We start from the raw sequence: 20,091 nt of genomic DNA, 5'->3' as shown, positions 1-20,091 counted from the left end.
GCTTATCTTTGCATCTTCTTTTAATGATGGACTAATATTTTGTATATGAAAATTGAAAGTGATTTTAATGATATTGATGCTTTAGGCGATGACCACGTAGGAACTTCAAGTGATACACCTATGAGAGCTGATGCATTTAAACTTTCTGGTAAAGAGAAAATAGATATTATTAAGGACGATGTACGCCATATTATGGAAACCTTAGGACTAGATCTTACTGATGATAGCCTTAAAGGCACTCCAAACCGTGTTGCAAAAATGTTTGTCAATGAAATTTTTGGTGGTTTAGACCCTGAAAAAAAGCCAAGTGCTTCCACTTTTGACAACAAATATAAATATGGTGAAATGCTAGTAGAAAAAAACATTACGGTTTACTCTACTTGCGAGCACCATTTACTTCCTATAGTTGGTAGAGCTCATGTTGCTTATATCTCTAACGGTACTGTTGTTGGTTTATCTAAAATGAACAGAATTGTTGATTACTATGCTAAGCGACCACAAGTACAAGAGCGTTTAACTATTCAAATAGTAAAAGAACTTCAGAACGTACTAGGGACTGAAGATGTCGCTTGTGTTATTGACGCCAAACATTTATGTGTAAATTCTAGAGGTATAAGAGATATTGAAAGCAGTACTGTAACTTCTGAATTTGGTGGAAAATTCAAAGAAAAGGAAACTCGAAGAGAATTTTTGGATTATATTCAATTAGATACGCAATTTTAGCTTGTTTTCTCTGAGTTAGTTGTTTAGTTTTGCTAAACATTTTTTCAAACTCAAAACATGCCACTTTACGATACCCAAAATATAAAGATTTACAACTCTCTAACGGGAGAAAAAGAACCTTTTGAACCTATAACTAAAGGACACATAGGCATGTACGTTTGTGGACCAACGGTCTATAGTAATGTACATTTGGGTAATGTAAGAACTTTCATGTCTTTTGACATGATTTTTAGATACTTTAAGCACCTTGGTTATAAAGTTAGGTATGTAAGAAATATTACAGATGCAGGACATTTAGAAAATGATGCCGATCGTGGTGAAGACAAAATCACCAAAAAAGCACGTTTAGAAGCTATAGAACCAATGGAAATTGTACAGCGTTATACTGTAGATTTTCATAACGTTTTAAACACCTTCAACTTTTTGCCACCAAGCATAGAGCCAACTGCTACAGGTCATATTATTGAGCAAATAGAATTGATCCAAACTATCATAGACAATGGCTTTGCCTATATTGTAAATGGTTCTGTTTATTTTGATGTTCACAAATATAATGAGTCTAACGAGTATGGAATTTTGAGCAAACGTAAGCTTGAAGATCTTATTCATAATACACGTACGCTTGATGGACAAAGTGATAAAAAGAATCCACAAGATTTTGCACTTTGGAAAAAGGCTGAGCCTACTCACATTATGCGTTGGCCATCTCCTTGGAGCGATGGTTTTCCTGGCTGGCACCTTGAGTGTACAGCAATGAGCACTAAATATCTTGGAGAACAATTTGATATTCATGGTGGTGGAATGGACTTAAAATTCCCACATCACGAATGTGAGATAGCACAAAATAAAGCTGCCAAAGGCCAAGATCCTGTAAAATACTGGATGCACGCTAACATGCTTGAGTTAAATGGAGCTAGAATGAGTAAATCTACCGGAAACTATATTAATCCTGCCGAATTACTTTCTGGTAAAAACGACATTATGTCCAAAGGTTACAGTCCAAGTGTTGTGCGTTTCTTTATGATGCAAGCCTCTTACAAAAGTGTTCTAGACTTAACTGACGACGGACTTCTTGCGGCTGAAAAAGGCTTCAATCGCCTAATGGAAGCTCTAAAAATTGTTGGTACTTTAAAAACAAATGATTCTTCTTCTATTAACATTTCTGAATGGAAACAGCAATGTTATGATGCTATGAATGACGATTTTAATACACCAATATTAATCGCTAAGCTTTTTGATGCTGTAAAATTCATCAACCAAGTTAAGGAAGGTAATGCTACAATTTCTAAAGACGATTTAGAGCTACTAAAAGAAACTCTAGAATTATTTTCATTTGAAATTTTAGGCTTACAAGATGCTTCAAAAACAGACAACACTACCGTTAAATTAACTAGTGCTGTTGAAATTTTAATCAATCTTAGAAAAGAAGCAAGATTAAATAAAGACTTTGCACTTTCTGATAAGATTAGAGATGAACTCGCTGAAGCTGGCATACAATTGCAAGATGGCAAGGATGGCACAACTTTTACGACCAACTAAAAGTCACTTTTAAATATTCTTTAAAGGAACGAACTTATTAGTTTATATCATTCATTATGAAAAAAATTCTGATTGCTCCCTTTTTATTTATAATAAAGATCTATCAGACTTTTATTTCGCCTCTTACACCTGCAACATGTAGATATCAACCTACTTGCTCGCATTATGCTAAAGAAGCTTTGGAAGTTCATGGAATTTTTAAAGGCGGATGGTTAGCTATAAAACGGATTTTTAGTTGTCATCCTTGGGGAGGAAAAGGTTACGACCCTGTTCCACCAAAAGAAGATTAATATTACGTTAATCTCATTTTCAATACCTTTCAAAATAGTATATTTACAGCTCAAAGTGATATTATATGCATTTATTATACATTGTATGGGATCCTGTAAAGTATCTTGATTTAGGATTTTTTAAACTTCATTTTTATAGCGTTATGTGGATTGTAGCCTTTATCCTAGGCTTTTACATTATGAAGCGTATCTACAAAAACGAAGGTCAATCTGAAGAATCTTTAGATTCATTATTTATTTATTCTGTTTTAGGTATAATGTTGGGTGCAAGGCTTGGGCATGTTATATTTTATCAACCAGAGTTAATAACAGAAGACTTTTTTAGCATATTTCTTCCATTTAAATTTAAAGGTGGATTTGAATTTACTGGTTTCCAAGGTTTGGCTAGTCATGGCGCTGCCATTGCGATGATTATATCAATGTATTTATACAATAAGAAAATCTTAAAAAAATCAGTTTTATGGATTTTAGATCGAGTTGTTGTTCCTGTTGCACTAGGCGCTGTGTTTGTTAGAATTGGAAATTTCATCAACTCTGAAATCGTTGGAAAATTCACCAATAGTGATTTCGGTGTGGTTTTTAAACAGCTAAGTGAAACTGAGCCAAGACATCCAGCACAACTTTACGAAGCATTTTGCTATATTTTTGTGTTTTTAATTCTGTTTTATTTCTACTGGAAAACTAAAAAATCAGAACAACAGGGCTTTTTATTCGGCCTATTTTTAGTACTACTTTGGACCATACGATTCTTTGTAGAATTTGTAAAAAAAGCACAAGTAGATGCACGTGAAGACTGGTTCTTAAATACTGGGCAATGGTTAAGCATACCATTTGTACTCATTGGTCTTTATTTTATGTTTGCCTATAAGCCTAAAAAAGAATTGAACTAATGACTTTTAAAGTTTCTAAATACCCTTTTGTACTATTAGGATTATTGGCATTTACACAATGTAAAGAAACCGATAAACCTACTAAAACTGAGGACAAAGTTGAAGTTAGTTTTAAAAAAGAAGGTGTTTTAAAAATTAGAAGGACTAAGTCTGACTCTATTATAAAAACTTTAGATATTGAGGTCGCTGACAACGAATACGAAACGCAAACGGGTTTGATGTACAGATCAAAATTAGAAACTAATCACGGTATGTTGTTTGTATTCCCTTATGAAGACTACAGAAGTTTTTATATGAAGAATACAAAAATTCCATTAGACATTATTTATATCGCTGCAGATAGTTCTATAGTGAGTGTGCAAAAGAACGCTAAGCCTTTTAATGAAGCCTCTTTACCTTCAGGAACACCTGCTAAATATGTTTTAGAAATAAATGGTGGTTTATTTGATGAATGGCAATTGGAAGAAGGTGATAAAATTGATTTTAAAATTTTGAAATAAAGATCAAGACTGCTGTCTTACAGAAACGATAATAAAAAAAAAGCCCTTCTTTTCAGAAAGGCTCTTTTTTTGTATCAATGATAGAAAACTCAGCAATTACGCTTCCTCTTCTTCTTTTACTTTGTTCTTAAGTGATTCTGCTGCATCACCTTTTTTAGCTGTATCATACATTAATGGTGTAGCAATAAATACAGATGAATATGTACCTACAATAACACCTATTATTAATGCGAATAATAAGTCTTTAAGTGAATCTGCACCAAAGATGAACATTGCTAATAACACCACTAAAGTTGTTAAAGATGTATTTAATGTTCTACTAATTGTACTGTTTATAGATTCGTTTATAGTTCTCTTAAAGTTCCAGCTTGTATGCTCATTTAAGAATTCTCTAATTCTATCAAATACAACCACGGTATCGTTTAATGAGTAACCAATAACGGTTAATATCGCAGCAATAAACGTTTGATCAATCTCCATACTAAATGGCATAAATCTCCATGTTATAGAATAGATACCTAATACAATTATAACATCATGGAATACTGCAGCAACAGCACCAAGAGAGAATTGCCATCTTTTAAATCTAAATAAGATGTAAAGGAATACCACAACCAAAGATCCCAGAATTGCCCATACTGAAGATTTTTTAATATCATCTGCAATTGTTGGACTCACCTTACTAGACAACATTTTACCAATTTTTGCCTCACCAGAACCATCTAAAAATTCTTCATATGTCATTCCTGATGGCAAATACTTTTGTAAAGCACCGAAAAGCATAGACTGAACTTCTTCATCTGCTTCTATTGTACTGTCTTCAACTTTATATTTTGTTGAAATTTTTAACTGGTTAGGACCACCAATTGTCTTAACTTCAGCACTTTCAAAAACAGCATTTAAGTCAGATTTTACTTCCTCTACACTCACTTCTTGGTCGAAACGTACTTGGTATGTTCTACCACCAACAAAGTCAATACCTTGATCTAATCCTGTAGTGACTAAAGACCCTAAACTTGCTAATAATAAAACACCTGAAAGAATATAAGCAATCTTACGCTTCTTTAAGAAATCGATATTTACATTCTTAAATAAGTTCTTTGTTAAACCTGTTGAGAAGTCTAAGTTACCACCTCTATTTACATACCAGTCTATCAATAATCTTGTGATAAAGATTGCTGTAAATAATGATGTTAAAATACCTATGATTAATGTGGTTGCGAAACCTTTGATAGGTCCAGTTCCGAATACAAATAAGATAATCGCTGTTAAACCAGTAGTAATGTTAGCATCTAAAATTGAAGATAATGCATTAGAGAAACCATCTTTAATAGATTCTTTTTGCGATTTTCCTTTAGCTAACTCTTCCCTAATGCGTTCGAATATAAGTACGTTGGCATCTACCGAAATACCTATTGTTAATACAATACCTGCAATACCAGGTAAAGTTAATACTGCGCCTAAACTTGCTAAGACACCAAAAATTAATAAGATGTTTAATAACAAAGCGATATCAGCAAAAATTCCTGACTTACCGTAATAAAACACCATCCATAATAATACAAACACCAATGCTATTATAAATGATTTCATTCCACTATCAATAGCTTCTTGTCCTAAAGATGGACCAACTTCATCTGCTTGAACAATTGTAGCCGAAGCAGGTAATTTACCAGCTCTTAAAACGTTTGCTAAATCCACCGCCTCTGTTAAAGAAAACGCTCCAGAAATTTGAGAATTACCTCCAGAAATAGGACCTGTAGAAACACTTGGTGCAGAGTAAACAATATCATCTAAAACTATGGCAATATAACCTTGAGTTTCATAAGCCACTTTAGTCATTTCCTCCCAAGTCTTTGCACCTTGAGCATTCATTTGCATACTAACTGCTGGTCTGCTTAACTGATCATAATCTTGTCTTGCATCTGTAATAACAGCACCACTTAATTCTGGCTCACCATCTCTATTATTTTTTATTGCATATAATTGAGAATACTCAGAATCTTCTTCTTGTAATCCCCAAACAAATTTTAAGTAACGCATTTCTGCTGGTAACTGCGCTCTGTTTTTAGGGTCATTAAGCTTAGCCATTACTCTTTCCTTATCCTTAGCTAGGAACATCCCTATTACAGGACCGTTTCCAAAACCTTGAATACCTAATGGGTTTACATCTGCAACGTTTGTTGAATCTGCAGACTCTATCTGACCAGTTAATTCATCAATAGCATTAGCGGTTGAATCTTGCTCTACTTCTGCTTCTGCAACTTCTTCTTCATTTGCTGGTTTTTCTTTTTCAGCTGCTTCTACTAAAGCTTGATTAACTTGTAATAAATAAGGTGCAACCTCATCTACTTTATAAGTTTCCCAGAATTGTAATTGTGCTGTTTTAGTAACTAAATCTTTAACACGCTCTATATCTTTAGCACCTGGAAGTTCTAATAAAATACGACCAGAGTTTCCTAAACGTTGAATGTTTGGAGATGTAACACCAAACTTATCGATACGCTTACGTAATACCTCAAAAGCAGAAACAATAGACTCATCTATTTTAGTTTCAAGAATACCTTTTACTTCATCATCAGACATGTTTCTGTCGATGGTACCCATCATATCACGATTAGCGAAAATATCTGGCGACGCTAATTTTGTATCTCCTTTAATAGCATCGAAAGCTGCGAAGAACGATTGCAAGTAAGAATCTTGTGAATCTTTTTGAAGTTCATCAGCATCATCTAAAGCTTTGTTAAACACAGGATCTTTACTGTTTCCTGCTAAACCTTTTAAGATGTCTCTTACTGAAATTTGAAGAATTACGTTAATACCACCTTTAAGGTCTAAACCAAGGTTCATGGCATTGTTTTGTACTTCTGGGTACGTAAACTGTGCTACTCCTAAGTTGTAAACCTCAATAGGCTCAAACTTATCTCCTACTTTAACTTTAGTTGTTTTTAAAGAATCTAAGTAGTTAATTTCTGCTACATTTCGCTTAGTTTGGTAATCCTCAACCGTGTCAGGATACTTACTAATTGCGGCTTGCTCTGCTTGCTCATCTATTTGATTGGCTTTAAATGTAAAAGACAATTGGTAAATACTTACCAACCCAAATAAAATGGCAAAAAGTTTAATTATTCCTTTGTTTTGCATTTTGTAATTATTTAGTGTCGAATCTTATATAAAATTTTTCTGGGCGCAAATATATACTTTACATCCAAACTCGACAATTGTTTTTATTGATATGATTTTTATAGCTTTTTGATTGATAAAAGCTTTGAAAAGTTGATTATAGAATTATTGTAGATTATATAATTCTAGCAGCGTTGGGTCCTGCCCTAACTTCAGGTATTTTATGAGTATTGTTGTTTGAAATAATGACTACAGCGTACATTTCTGTTTCCGTAGTATTTTCAAATATAGTATGCGAAGTATTAATATATTTCGCAAAGGCTTTTACTTTAAAATCGTTATGAGGATGATCTGTTTTTTGATTAAACTCAACAACTTCTGTACCTTCAAAACCCCAATCATTATTATGAGTATCTTTCTGAATTTCAGAAATATTAAGTTCATAATCCTTTACATCCTTTTGTTCTGAAGGGTTACTAGACTTGTCTTGGTTTGAATTAAAACTTACTTTGAAGTTTTCTTGAAGAAGTAAATTTTGAATAAGTTCAACATCTGATTCACTGTAGTAAGTAATCTTCAATTGACCTTGTGCATCATAACCAATTTGCACATGCTTTGCGCCAATACGTTGTAATTCTTCCTGAATGTTCAGAATCGTCTTTTCTGTATCTTGATCAGAAATATTTTGATCAGAAAAATGAACTACAATCTGCTGATTTGGAACAATAGGCTGCTCTACTAACGTTCCAAAAAACGCTAGTAAAACGATAAGGATTCCAAATTGCAATCTAATTTTCACGCGCCAAATATAGAAAAAAATAAAGACTGTATTTCTACAGTCTTTATTAAATATATTCTGTTAAGAATGAATTTTATAATTCTAAAAGACCATTTGTCTTTTTAACTCCTTCTGCACTTGCAGCCATATGCTCTTTTTCAGCATCGCTTAATGGTACATCTACAATGCTTTCAATACCGTTTTTACCTAAAACAACTGGAACACCAATACAAAGATCACTTAATCCGTATTCCCCATCTAATAACGTAGAACAAGGGTAAATTTTCTTTTGGTCGCAAGCAATCGCTTGTACTAAACCACTAACAGCAGCACCTGGAGCATACCAAGCAGAAGTACCTAATAATTTAGTTAGTGTAGCACCACCAACTTTAGTATCTTCTTTTACTTGCTCAAGACGTTCTTCTGATAAAAATTCAGTAACTTTTATACTGTTTCTAGTCGCGTGAGATGTTAATGGTACCATACCAACATCACTGTGACCACCGATAACCATTCCGTCAACATCACTAATTGGTGCTTCTAAAGCTTCAGCTAATCTGTATTTGAAACGTGCAGAATCTAAAGCTCCACCCATTCCTATGATTCTATTTTTAGGAAGGTCTGTAGTTTTATGAACTAAGTAAGTCATTGTATCCATCGGATTACTTACTACAATGATAATAGTATTTGGAGAGTGCTCTACTAAATTAGCAGAAACAGTTTTTACGATACCTGCGTTGATACCTATTAATTCTTCACGAGTCATTCCTGGTTTACGAGGAATACCAGAAGTAATTACACAGATGTCACTATCTGCAGTTTTAGAATAATCGTTTGTACTACCTGTAATTTTTGTATCAAATCCGTTAAGTGAAGCACATTGCATTAGGTCCATTGCTTTACCTTCTGCGTATCCTTCTTTAATGTCTAAAATTACAACTTCTGAAGCGAAATTTTTAATAGCAATATACTCGGCACAACTTGCACCAACTGCTCCAGCTCCAACTACTGTTACTTTCATGTTTTTATATAATTTTTTATTGTGAAACTAAATGTATTAATAGCAACAAATTTACAAATAAAATCCCTGTAAAAGAAGAAAGCACAAGAGTATATCTTGTGCTTTTCAATATTTAAAAAAATATTTTTTCTGACTATCTAAATCCAAAATTAATACCTACAGAAAAGGCATCAAATTCTGAAAGATGATATTCTGCATTCAATCTGAAAAAACCTAGTTTTAATTTTGTCCCGATAGTTCCTCTGACAGCTGAAACCTCACTGGAAACTGAAAATGGATCTGTAATAGTATCTGTTGTTAAAAATCCATTTGTTACTCTATAGTTACCTTTTAAATCAGACTCTGCTTTTCCGCTAATATATCCTAAACCACCATAAAAATTAATTACAGGCATTTTGGTTGAAGCTATAAGCTGAAACAACCATGTATTAGTACTATTTTCCAATTTCTGATTTTCACCATCAATTCCTGACGAATCGGTAATATCATAAGAACCATCTAAGTGATTGTAAGCTACCAAACCAGAAATTGCCACTGGCCAAATTTTATCTGCTGGCAACCAATCTGTAAATTCCACTTGTAAACCTGCACCATACATACTTATATCAACTTCATCAGTTTCTACCTTAGGAACAAAACGTGCTTTTAACTCTAAACCACTACTTATACCAACGGCACCCTGTATAAAGGCTGTCGGAAGCATATTAGCACTTTGATCACCTATACCTTGTGGAAGCTCAATCTGAGCTGTTTGTGTTCCAAAAATCGGATCATCATATTGAATCTCAACAAAAATATCAGGATTATTCTCTCCTAAAACAGAAGCTACATTCTGTGCGCTTGGACCAGTTACAAATTGCACATTATTATAATCTGCCGTGTTCAAGTAAAAGGTTTTATCTTCATCTTTTACCAAAGAAGCATTTGCTATTACTGAAATCTCAAAGCCTCCTAAGGGCTTTACTTTTGCCGAATTAAACCAGTTAGCATTCATACTGTGCATGATTCCATTAGTACCAGGAGCCAAATAATCTTTTGCGAAGCGTTGCGCATCATCTATACCTGCAGCAAGAAGAACATCTATATCATTTTGCGCACGAGTTAATAAGCTGATTAAAAAAACTATTGAAAATAAAATTCTTTTTTTCATTTGAATTGGGTTTAAATCTGGGACAAATATATTAAAACAACCTTAATTAAACACTTTACCGACATAATTTGTATTTTATCGACATTCAAGTGTATAAAAAAAGCAACTACATTATTAACGTAATTGCTTTAAGTTTAGTTTTAAAAAATATTATTTACGCGTCAATATTAGCATAGATAGCATTCTTTTCTATAAATTCTCTACGTGGTGGTACCTCATCTCCCATTAACATTGAGAAGATACGGTCTGCCTCAGTTCCATTATCAATATTAACTTGACGTAATGTTCTAAACTCAGGATTCATAGTGGTATCCCAAAGTTGCTCTGCATTCATCTCACCAAGACCTTTATAACGTTGTATACCTACACTACCACCAAAAGATTCGGCTATAGTATCACGCTCTTTGTCTGACCAAGCATATTGTTTCTTAGAGCCTTTCTTCACCAAGTATAATGGTGGAGTTGCAATATAAACATGTCCTTGTTCTATCAATTCTTTCATATAACGGAAGAAGAAGGTAAGAATTAGAGTCGCAATGTGAGACCCATCAATATCGGCATCACACATAATTACGATTTTGTGGTAACGTAATTTTGAAAGGTTTAGCGCTTTACTATCTTCTTCTGTACCAATTGTAACACCTAATGCTGTAAAGATATTTTTGATCTCTTCATTTTCAAAAACCTTGTGTGTCATTGCTTTTTCAACATTAAGAATTTTACCTCTTAATGGTAGAATTGCTTGAAACGCTCTATCTCTACCTTGTTTAGCTGTTCCACCTGCGGAATCACCCTCAACCAAGAATACTTCACACTTTTCAGGATCTTGTTCTGAACAATCTGATAATTTCCCAGGAAGTCCACCAATACTCATTACAGTTTTACGCTGCACCATTTCACGTGCTTTCTGAGCTGCATGACGTGCTTGAGCTGCAAGTATTACTTTCTGAACGATAGTTTTAGCATCATCTGGGTGTTCTTCTAAGTAATCTGTTAACATTTCTGAAACTGCTTGAGACACAGACGCTGAAACTTCACGATTACCCAACTTAGTTTTTGTCTGACCTTCGAACTGTGGTTCTGCAACTTTTACCGAAACGATAGCTGTTAAACCTTCACGGAAATCATCACCTGCAATATCGAACTTTAACTTATCTAACATTCCTGATTCATCCGCATATTTTTTCAATGTATGCGTTAAACCACGTCTAAATCCTGATAAGTGCGTACCACCTTCGTGCGTATTAATGTTATTTACATAAGAGTGAAGATTTTCCGCATAAGACGTATTATAAATCATAGCCACCTCTACAGGAATACCATTCTTTTCCCCTTCAAAAGCTATAGCACTTTGCATTAAAGGCTCTCTGTTTCCGTCTAAGAACTTTACAAACTCAGTAAGACCTTCTTCCGAATGAAACGTTTCTCCTTCAAAAGAACCATCCTCTTTTTTGCTTCTTTTGTCTATTAAATGAATTGTAATCCCTTTATTAAGGTATGCCAATTCTCGCATACGACTTGCTAAAGTATCGTAATTGTATTCTAATGTTTGTTGGAATATTTGAGGATCTGGTTTAAAAGTTACAATAGTACCTGTTTTATCAGACTCACCAACAGCCTTAACTGGGTAAAGTGTTTTTCCTCTTTCGTATTCTTGTTCCCAAATTTGTCCACTTCTGTAAACTGTAGCTTTTAAGTGCTCTGACAATGCGTTCACACAACTAACACCTACACCATGAAGTCCACCAGAAACCTTATAAGAATCCTTATCGAACTTACCACCTGCTCCAATTTTAGTCATTACAACCTCTAATGCAGATACACCTTCTTTTTTATGTAAATCTACCGGAATACCACGACCATCATCTTCTGTAGTTATGGAATTATCCTCATTGATAGTTACCGAAATATTATTACAATGACCAGCAAGTGCCTCATCAATAGAGTTGTCTACAACCTCATACACTAAGTGATGTAATCCTCTTACTCCAACATCACCAATATACATTGATGGACGCATGCGCACGTGCTCCATCCCTTCGAGGGCTTGGATACTATCTGCGCCATATTGCTTTTTGTTTTCTTCGCTCATATAAACTTATAATTTTATTGCTATTTCAACACAAAAAAAGACGCTGTTTTGGCGTCTCTTTTGAGTACAAACAAATATACGAATTTAGATGGCTTTTTAAAAGCTTTTAATCGATTGAAAGGGATAATTATTAACAATTGTTAATTAAGAAAAAGTTGCTTAAAACGCCTAAAAAGTACTTTAAATTGGATCTTAGTGTTTTTTTCTACTTACCGACAATTGAATTTTACAAAAGTGTTTTATCGACCGTTATTTTGCTTTTAATTGGTTCAACATTTTACCTTTATTTCTATACTTTCTTCTAAAATATTCTGTCAAAACTATTCCGGTTACTAAAACACAAATCTGCATAATCAAACTAACAGTCTCACTGTCTAAAATTAAATCTTGAGTATTTTCTGTTTTATAGTCTAAATACCATAAACCCTCTCTATTATCTTTTTGACTTACCAAAGCTAAAATAATATTTAAACCCATGTGCAATCCTGTAGGTAACGCTATTCCTTTAGACCAGATTAATGCAACACCATAAATTAGCGCCCAAACACCAGGACCTAACAACTGAACAAAAAATGTAGCACCTGTAAAATCATGATACCAAGTAAAAAGTAATGCCATTAAAATTTGGGCAGGCCAAATTCCACCAAGTTCAATGAGCTTTGTAAATGCATAACCTCTAAAAATCACTTCTTCCATATATGCAAGTGGAAAAAAAGCCAATAACCATATCAAAACACTCGGAATATTTGCTTCTTCATTAAAAGAAATTTGCAATTCTGAAAGGGTTAGAATTATCGCAAACATTGTTATTGCTACCAAACATCCAATCATTAGCCCTTTTAAAAAGTTGATTGGAGTATTCTTACTAAAAGAAAACCCTATATCCCTTAATGTTTTCCCATCTTTTTTTACAAAACCATAGGTAAGCAACAAAGCAATTGCAGTAACGAGTATTCCACCAAAGCCATACTTACTCAGTGAAGCAAAGGGCACAATATTCAAAAGAATTAAAATTACTATAAAAGCAATAGGTAACATAAGTGCAGAAGATATCTGCATGAATTTTGTTTTCATGTCATATAAATTTTAAAATGTTAAAAAATGAACTAAATCTTTTTTGATTTAAGGAAAGGGATGGATAACGGATAATAGCAAGTTCCTGAACTTAGTGCAGACATTAAATTTTTCAGGCTAAAAATAATACCGAAAAGAAATACTGCTGCCGTTAGAAAATAATTGAAACCTGGAAATGGAAAAAACAACAATAAAGATATAATCAGCAAGAGGTTTATAGTACAATGAAAATTAATAATTGCACGACCATGTTCATCATATATTTTATTGTCTTCTGCTTTACTTATCCATATAAAAAGTGGAAATAAAACATTTGCAAAAGGGATTACTAAACCAAAAAATGGTGAGCCATGTAGCAACAGCATCCATTTGCGTTGTACGGTTTCTGTTTTCGGGTCGTCTAAAACTATTAAGTCCTCTACTTCTATTCCCAAACCTACAGCTAGTAATTTTACGGTTTGCAAATGCGGTTGCACATCACCCTTTTCTATTCGTTGTATTGTACGAATTGTAACTGATGATTCTTCTGAAAGCTGCTCTTGTGTAAAGCCTTTTAGTTTTCTCTGATAAACTAAGTTGTCACTGATAGAATTATTTTTCATTGCTATTGTTTTGCTGATACAAACTTACAGCTAACACCTGGTTTTTAGCACGACATTTAAATGTCACCTATCTGTCATTATTAGTAAATATAAGGGTTTTGAAGCACACCACTATTAAAAAGCTTCATAATACGATAAGATATTTTTCTAAAACAATCAAAACTTAGTCATTAATCAGACTTTAGTTCTTCGTTGATACTTTCGAGAATTTTCTCGGTTTTTTCGAGAAGGAATTTTGCTCTATCAGTAGTGTACCATATATGATATATTTCTTTAACTAAGACGTTTTGAAAATCATGATCATTGACCAATGATACAAAATCAGAAGGAATAGCCCTATCTCTTAAATCTGGATATTTTTCATCATCAAGAAACCAATCTGTTAAAGAAATATGACGTTCTACAATAGGCCTATGTTCTTTTAAAACAAGATTTTTTGTCTCAAATTCCTGTTCTTTAAAGCTCGATAAGTAAGATGGATAAGCTGTAAGGTGTTTTTTTAAACTATCGTTAGAAATAAGCTGAAGATTATCTGAACTTAAAATAACATTTAAACTTCCTTCTATGATTTCGGTATTAGGAAAAAAAGTACCCGATAAATAACTAATTACCGAATCGTTGATTTCTTCCTTAGTGAAACCCAGATATTTTATTTGTCTCTCTAGACGACGTCTGAGCACAGGATAATAGTCTAGCGAAGCTTTTAAATTACTTCTTGTAGATTGAAAGTCTTCCTGAAGTGACATTAGCATTTTTGTTTCCTTGACTTTATCCTTTCTTTCTTCATTCCAGTTATTAATCTGAAGTGCAATTAGAATTCCAACTACAACAAGAATGATTTCGCCAATAGCATATCTAAAATACTTACCAGTTTTACCTTCGTTAAGAAGTGACTTTCTAATATTTCTAAAGATTTTAATCATAATTCACTTAATTCTTTATCGATTAAAGCTACAGACTCCTTGGTTAACCTGAGTAAACCAAATTTTATCCAGATTTCATCATTCATATAATTTTTATAAATATTCCCAAGAGCTATATAGGTCTCAGGATCCTTAATTACTTCTAATAATTCCGATTCATTTAACAAAAATTCTGGATGTGTAGGAATAGGCGGATGTGATGAAATACGTTCTGGCACATCAGGATTCATTCCCAGTTTAATCTTTAGTTTTTCAAGTTTAAGATCACTATTGTAGTAATTTTTACTTCTTTCCTCATATATTGAAGTTCTTGACTTGGTATAGTCCTTTAAGAGGGACAATTTTTGTTTTAAAGTATCACTTAAAAGCTCAAATTTACCAGTGGAAACAGCTTCCTCTTGAACCGTATTCAAAAATGACAATGTTGTTGCATACATCGCCTCAGACAAATATTGCTTTAAGCTATCTGGAGGCAAAGTAATTTTACCTGCAGAAACATTAAGTACTTTATTAAACTTACTGTTGCTATCATACAACTCTAAAGTATAGCGTTCTAATGTCTCCTGATTGATTAATAATTCTTTTTTTAGCGCCAACATTAGTTTTTCCTTACTATTTTCTAATTTTCTATTTTCGTTCCAATTGTTAATTTGAAGCGCTATTAAAATACCAATAACAACAAGTACAATTTCTCCAATAGCATATTTAAGGTACTTTCCAGTCTTACCTTCATTGAGAAGGGATTTTCTAATATTTCTAAAGAATTTAAGCATAGGTGATTATTTCTTCAATTTGAGATTAATACCATAAGTTAGTTTTCGCCAGAGCCACTCCATAGGACCGAATTTAAAATAGGATAACCATATTTTGCTAAGTAGGATTTGCATAGCAAAAATCACTAAACCGATAATCATAACATAAGTAAAACCGAACTTACCTGTTAAATTAAATCCAACACCGTAAAAGATTATTATAGATATAAAGGTCTGAAAAAGATAATTTGACAATGCTGTTTTACCAACGGGAGCAAACCAATTTAAATACTTTGTCCCTTTTTTAGTCCACAACGCAATTCCTGCCGCATAACTCAAAGCTAAAGGCACAGTACCTAAGGCATAAGCTAGAATATGAAAAAGATGTAAGGTATCTGAATTTTCAGTATAAATTTCTATGTAGCCTCTAACAATATTTATTGGTAAGCCAACAATCAATCCAATTACAAATACTTTCTTTAGGAAACTTGTATCTTCAAGAAGATTATTATTTAAAATTTTTCTACCTGCCCAAAGGCCAATCAAAAAAATACCAAAAACTTTAAAAATTCGTGCTTCATCCAATATCATGCCTATCCTTACAAAACCGTTTCCAAGGCTCATTTTGAAGAAATCACCAATATTGTCATTTTCAAGAAAGGCTAATATATTTGGTTGTAAATATTCACCAAATTTAATTACTGGCATTTCAAAGTGTTGATAGACTTCAGTACTTTTTTGAAAAGCTATTCCTGGATAATAAATTCCTGAAAAATGCATAAACGCCCAATTCACCAAAGGAAATAAAATAAGTATAGAGGCCGTGACAAGAAGTGTTTTGTTTGACTTCTTCACAAACCAAATGAGGAAAAACCCTAGAAATGCATATAAGGTCAAAATATCTCCTGGCCAAAACAAAAACATGTGAATTAAACCAAATAGTAGAAGCCAAAACATGCGTTTCCTAAAAAAAGGTGCAAAGGCTTTATTATTAGACGTAAGGTTATTATACTGTATGTAACAACCGATACCAAATAATATGGAAAATATGGAATAGAACTTACCATCGACAAGAACATAGTTTACGAAAGCAAAGATTTCATCGGTTGGTAATGTATAGGCTATCTTTTCTTTTGGAAAAAACCAAATTCCAGAAAAGAATAAAATATTAGCAGAATAAATAAAGAATATGGCAATGCCTCTTAAAATATCAAGATAGTGAATGCGCTCACTTTTTTGAATGGGTTTAACTGTATCATTTTGCATCTTGGTTGGTGGTTTTGGTTCGTTTTATTTTAACTGTTTTATTTAATCATAAATATGCTTTTGTGTAATTATTCTTATTTCAGATATTTTGTCTATTGCTAATTGCGTGTTCCTCACAATCCCTTTTCTATTGTCTTGATAAATTTTAAAAAAAGTTATGGTTGATGGATTTTCAAAGAACTCTTTTGGATTATTAGGTTCACAATATTCACGCCACCTAAAATCAAGAAAATCATTCTTTAATATTGGTTGCCAATCTTTTTTAAAAGACTGCTCCACATCATCTAAAGACTGATATACTTTAAATAAATTATCATCGTAATACGATATTAATGCCAGTTGAAGTGTTTTATCAGATATTGTTTCAATACCTCTAGCTTTTAATATCTCAAATGCACTAGATTGTGACTTGAACCTTTCAAATGTTATTATTTTTCCCATCCAGAAATAGAGACTATCTATATAATTTCCCTTAGCAATCTCCTTTAATACACGATCCGTTAATAAGATACCTTCCTTTGCTTTATCTAACTCAATTGATAGCGCTAAAGAATCTTTTTGTAGATTTTGATTGATTAAAGACAGTATTTCTTTTTCATAATTTCGAGTTTTACGATTATCATTCCAGTTATTAATCTGCAATGCCATTAAAATACCAATAACCACAAGTACAATTTCCCCAATAGCGTATTTAAAGTATTGGGTAGTTTTGCCTTCATTTAGAAGTGACCTCCTAATATGTCTAAAGAATTTTATCATACTGGTTTGGTCATTTTATAAGTACTTTTTAATTTGAGAAATTAAATCTATTGCCATTTCCTTTCTAATTTTTATTGAATACAATATCATTTGTTTTCTATCTAAAGCAAATCGAATTCTTTGTCTGCCTTCGGTGGAAGCAATAACTCGTAACAACTCTTGTTTTCTCTCAGATTCAGATTGTTTATAACTCGGGTTGTTTTTGACCTTAAAATATTGCGGAATTTCCATTTGTAGCGCATCAAGCCAAAAGTCCTCATCTTTATTGGTCCTTTGTTCTTCCCATGTAAACTGTTTTTCCGCATACTCGGCTGACGTAATGTAATATTCACTAATAGCTTGATCTAACTCAGATGAACCCAGTAAAGAGGTGAGACTTGCGTTATTAATTTTATCAAAAGCTTGAGTGGTTAAAAGTAGTCCTGCTTGATTTAATGGAAGCATAAAAAATATAGAGTCTGCCTTTGTATTAGCAAAAAGAGAATCATTCAAAAGCTTTACGCAATTATTACTCTGAAACTCATAATTTGTAATACTTTGGTTTAGCATTAGTGTATCGGTAGCCAAATCTTCTACCATGTTTTTTAATAACTTACGAGCTCTATTATTTTCTATTCGGTTTTGGTTCCAATTATTAATTTGTAACGCAATTAATATCCCAATCACTACCAGAATAATTTCTCCAATGGCATACTTTAGGTAATTATTAGTTTTGCCTTCGCTAAGAAATTTTTTACGGATGTTTCTAAAGAGTTTAATCATTTTCATCTAGAGTTTGAAGGGTTTCTATAAGCGCTTCCGTTTTTTTGGAAACCATATCATAAATCATGATTCTTGAGTTAGTAAAGTCTAACTTTGAATTTAGTAAATTGTCAAAAACCGTGATAAAATCAACATCATCCATAGCATTCCAAGTTTTAGATTTGAATTTATCATTGATTCCAAAAAAATTATACTTTTCGGGTTTTGTGACCAAAAGATTTTGCACTTGGACTGCATGTAGATAATCCGCAAGGTATAGCTCTATAAGATCATTATATTCTTCCTGAATCGCTGTGAGTTCGAGCATTAACTCTTGTACATATTTAGGATATAATTGTATTTCCCCCGAAGTTTGTAAAGACCGCATTGTCTTGTCGTTGTAGTTTTTTTTGTTATCTATTACCATATCAAACTCATATCGGGCAATCTGTTTCATGGTGTCTATGGTTGCGCTTTCTGATTTTAGTCTTTCATGAAAACCTTTCAAGATATCCATTTGTTTCTTAAGAAATTCTGTGTTCTTTCTAAAATCTGTAGTGTCTTGTTTTAGTTCTTTTAAAAGGGACTTGGTGTAAGCACTTCTTTTATTTAAACCTTTTCTGTTTTCATTCCAATTATTAATCTGTAGGGCTATCAGAATACCAATAACAACAAGCACAATTTCGCCAATAGCATATTTTAGATACTTACTTGTTTTACCTTCATTAAGAAGTGATTTTCTAATATTTCTAAAGAATTTTATCATAGCATCAGTCTATTTTTTTAAACTCTCTTACTCCATTTTGATCAAAGGCAAGACTTTTTATGTTGCCTTCATCTCTATTAAAATACACGCGCTGAAAATATTTTTTAATATAAAATTTATCCGTTTCGTAAGGTAAAATTTCATTATTAGGTATGTTTGCGCCATCCTTGTCATAGTAACTTAACAAGAGTTTTTTATTTTCAAATTTTATCATTACAAAGGTTTCTTGTGTTAACTCATATCGTCCAACGTATTGTTTGAGAACATCTTGGGGTAGCTCAATAGCTTTAAAGTTGTACTCTTCGGGTAATTCTGGTAACGGGTCTGTAGTAGGGTCTTGCTGTTTTAGCTCATTATAAACAGCATTTAATAAGCCAACCGTAGCAGCTTGAAATTCTTCTAGATGATTTAATGCATACTGCTTACTTTCTAAATCATTAATGATGAGATTTCTTCCTCTAGCAGACGTTGCAAATTTTATAAGCCCTAGCCTGTTTAAACCATAATATTCTTCTTGAGTTTCATTTATAAGTGACGGATATTCATCAACAGGATACCAATCAAAATAGTCTTGTTGATACTGGAAATAGTCCGCATATTTTTTTAATTCTTCAATTAAAAAGGATAGTGATAGTTTTAAGTTTACTACCTGCTTATTATAATAATTGGTAACCATTGTATTTAACTGGTCGTTATTGGATAATTTAGAAATACCTAAATTGGTCATTTTATTATAAGTTAATTCACTTACCTTAAAATCTAAATTTTGAGGTGATACAAGCATATAAAGACTATCTAATGGTAAGGTGTTTATGTTTTTAGTTTTTAAAGCAGCTTCATGGTTTTCAATGCTTTTTTTTAATCCGTTTATATAGAAGTCGAGCAAAACAACATCATCCTGTAGCTCATAGCGCATTTCGGTTAAATATTGATAGCCTAATTCGGTTTGTTTGCGCTTTTCATTCCAGTTATTAATTTGAAGCGCTATGAGAATACCAATAACAACGAGTATGATTTCGCCAATGGCATATTTAAAGTATTTTGAGGTTTTACCCTCATTTAAAAGTTTTTTACGAATGTTTCTAAAGAATTTTATCATAGG

General features: G+C 32.7%; 19 protein-coding genes. 5 read left to right on the top strand and 14 right to left on the bottom strand.

Features of this window, described 5'->3' with window-relative positions; genetic code table 11:
- Positions 1 to 45 precede the first annotated feature (45 nt).
- From folE to AC2H4K_RS12145, 5 genes are all read left to right on the top strand, one after another.
- Positions 46 to 723 (top strand): GTP cyclohydrolase I FolE, encoded by a 678-nt coding sequence (gene folE, locus AC2H4K_RS12165; protein ID WP_281141430.1) that lies wholly within the window; start codon positions 46 to 48, stop codon positions 721 to 723.
- A 57-nt stretch (positions 724 to 780) separates the two neighbouring features.
- Positions 781 to 2,262 (top strand): cysteine--tRNA ligase, encoded by a 1,482-nt coding sequence (gene cysS / locus AC2H4K_RS12160; protein WP_281141431.1) that lies wholly within the window; start codon positions 781 to 783, stop codon positions 2,260 to 2,262.
- A gap of 56 nt (positions 2,263 to 2,318) precedes the next feature.
- Complete coding sequence (gene yidD / locus AC2H4K_RS12155) at positions 2,319 to 2,552, top strand: membrane protein insertion efficiency factor YidD (protein ID WP_281141432.1); 234 nt, start codon at positions 2,319 to 2,321, stop codon at positions 2,550 to 2,552.
- A gap of 65 nt (positions 2,553 to 2,617) precedes the next feature.
- Positions 2,618 to 3,442, top strand: coding sequence for a prolipoprotein diacylglyceryl transferase (gene lgt, locus AC2H4K_RS12150; RefSeq protein ID WP_281141433.1), 825 nt, complete (start codon positions 2,618 to 2,620; stop codon positions 3,440 to 3,442).
- Positions 3,442 to 3,942 carry a DUF192 domain-containing protein gene (locus tag AC2H4K_RS12145; RefSeq protein ID WP_281141434.1) on the top strand — a complete coding sequence of 167 codons (501 nt, stop codon included), beginning with the start codon at positions 3,442 to 3,444 and terminating at the stop codon, positions 3,940 to 3,942. The genes lgt and AC2H4K_RS12145 overlap by 1 nt, the downstream gene beginning before the upstream one ends.
- Before the next feature lie 96 nt (positions 3,943 to 4,038).
- On the opposite strand, the gene secDF is transcribed toward AC2H4K_RS12145, so the two are convergent.
- From secDF to AC2H4K_RS12075, 14 genes are all read right to left on the bottom strand, one after another.
- On the bottom strand, positions 4,039 to 7,086 hold the full coding sequence (gene secDF, locus AC2H4K_RS12140; protein WP_281141435.1) for a protein translocase subunit SecDF: 3,048 nt from the start codon (positions 7,084 to 7,086) through the stop codon (positions 4,039 to 4,041).
- 154 nt (positions 7,087 to 7,240) lie between these two features.
- On the bottom strand, positions 7,241 to 7,864 hold the full coding sequence (locus tag AC2H4K_RS12135; protein ID WP_281141436.1) for a hypothetical protein: 624 nt from the start codon (positions 7,862 to 7,864) through the stop codon (positions 7,241 to 7,243).
- Between the two features lie 73 nt (positions 7,865 to 7,937).
- Positions 7,938 to 8,864: a malate dehydrogenase gene (locus AC2H4K_RS12130; protein ID WP_281141437.1), complete on the bottom strand. Its 927-nt coding sequence runs from the start codon at positions 8,862 to 8,864 to the stop codon at positions 7,938 to 7,940.
- 133 nt (positions 8,865 to 8,997) lie between these two features.
- Positions 8,998 to 10,014: a DUF6588 family protein gene (locus AC2H4K_RS12125; protein ID WP_281141438.1), complete on the bottom strand. Its 1,017-nt coding sequence runs from the start codon at positions 10,012 to 10,014 to the stop codon at positions 8,998 to 9,000.
- 154 nt (positions 10,015 to 10,168) lie between these two features.
- A complete protein-coding gene (gyrB, locus tag AC2H4K_RS12120) occupies positions 10,169 to 12,106 on the bottom strand; it encodes a DNA topoisomerase (ATP-hydrolyzing) subunit B (protein WP_281141439.1) in 1,938 nt (645 codons plus the stop codon).
- A 249-nt stretch (positions 12,107 to 12,355) separates the two neighbouring features.
- Complete coding sequence (locus AC2H4K_RS12115; protein WP_281141440.1) at positions 12,356 to 13,180, bottom strand: CPBP family intramembrane glutamic endopeptidase; 825 nt, start codon at positions 13,178 to 13,180, stop codon at positions 12,356 to 12,358.
- Positions 13,181 to 13,212: 32 nt separating this feature from the next.
- Entirely contained in the window at positions 13,213 to 13,782 is a 570-nt protein-coding gene (locus AC2H4K_RS12110) for a helix-turn-helix domain-containing protein (RefSeq protein WP_281141441.1), read from the bottom strand.
- Between the two features lie 170 nt (positions 13,783 to 13,952).
- On the bottom strand, positions 13,953 to 14,705 hold the full coding sequence (locus AC2H4K_RS12105) for a DUF6090 family protein (RefSeq protein WP_281141442.1): 753 nt from the start codon (positions 14,703 to 14,705) through the stop codon (positions 13,953 to 13,955).
- The gene (locus tag AC2H4K_RS12100; RefSeq protein WP_281141443.1) at positions 14,702 to 15,478 is read right to left on the bottom strand and encodes a DUF6090 family protein; all 777 of its coding nucleotides are present in this window, start codon (positions 15,476 to 15,478) and stop codon (positions 14,702 to 14,704) included. Before AC2H4K_RS12100 ends, AC2H4K_RS12105 begins: the two co-directional genes overlap by 4 nt.
- Positions 15,479 to 15,484: 6 nt before the next feature.
- The gene (locus AC2H4K_RS12095) at positions 15,485 to 16,723 is read right to left on the bottom strand and encodes a DUF418 domain-containing protein (RefSeq protein ID WP_281141444.1); all 1,239 of its coding nucleotides are present in this window, start codon (positions 16,721 to 16,723) and stop codon (positions 15,485 to 15,487) included.
- A gap of 42 nt (positions 16,724 to 16,765) precedes the next feature.
- Positions 16,766 to 17,482, bottom strand: coding sequence for a DUF6090 family protein (locus AC2H4K_RS12090; RefSeq protein WP_281141445.1), 717 nt, complete (start codon positions 17,480 to 17,482; stop codon positions 16,766 to 16,768).
- A gap of 15 nt (positions 17,483 to 17,497) precedes the next feature.
- On the bottom strand, positions 17,498 to 18,244 hold the full coding sequence (locus AC2H4K_RS12085) for a DUF6090 family protein (protein WP_281141446.1): 747 nt from the start codon (positions 18,242 to 18,244) through the stop codon (positions 17,498 to 17,500).
- Positions 18,237 to 18,989: a DUF6090 family protein gene (locus AC2H4K_RS12080; protein WP_281141447.1), complete on the bottom strand. Its 753-nt coding sequence runs from the start codon at positions 18,987 to 18,989 to the stop codon at positions 18,237 to 18,239. Before AC2H4K_RS12080 ends, AC2H4K_RS12085 begins: the two co-directional genes overlap by 8 nt.
- 4 nt (positions 18,990 to 18,993) lie before the next feature.
- A complete protein-coding gene (locus AC2H4K_RS12075; protein ID WP_281141448.1) occupies positions 18,994 to 20,088 on the bottom strand; it encodes a DUF6090 family protein in 1,095 nt (364 codons plus the stop codon).
- Positions 20,089 to 20,091 lie beyond the last annotated feature (3 nt).

Source organism: Winogradskyella sp. 266wxhm (assembly GCF_058964685.1).
Note: the sequence above shows the minus strand (reverse complement) of the source record. Positions and strands in the feature narration are given on the sequence as shown.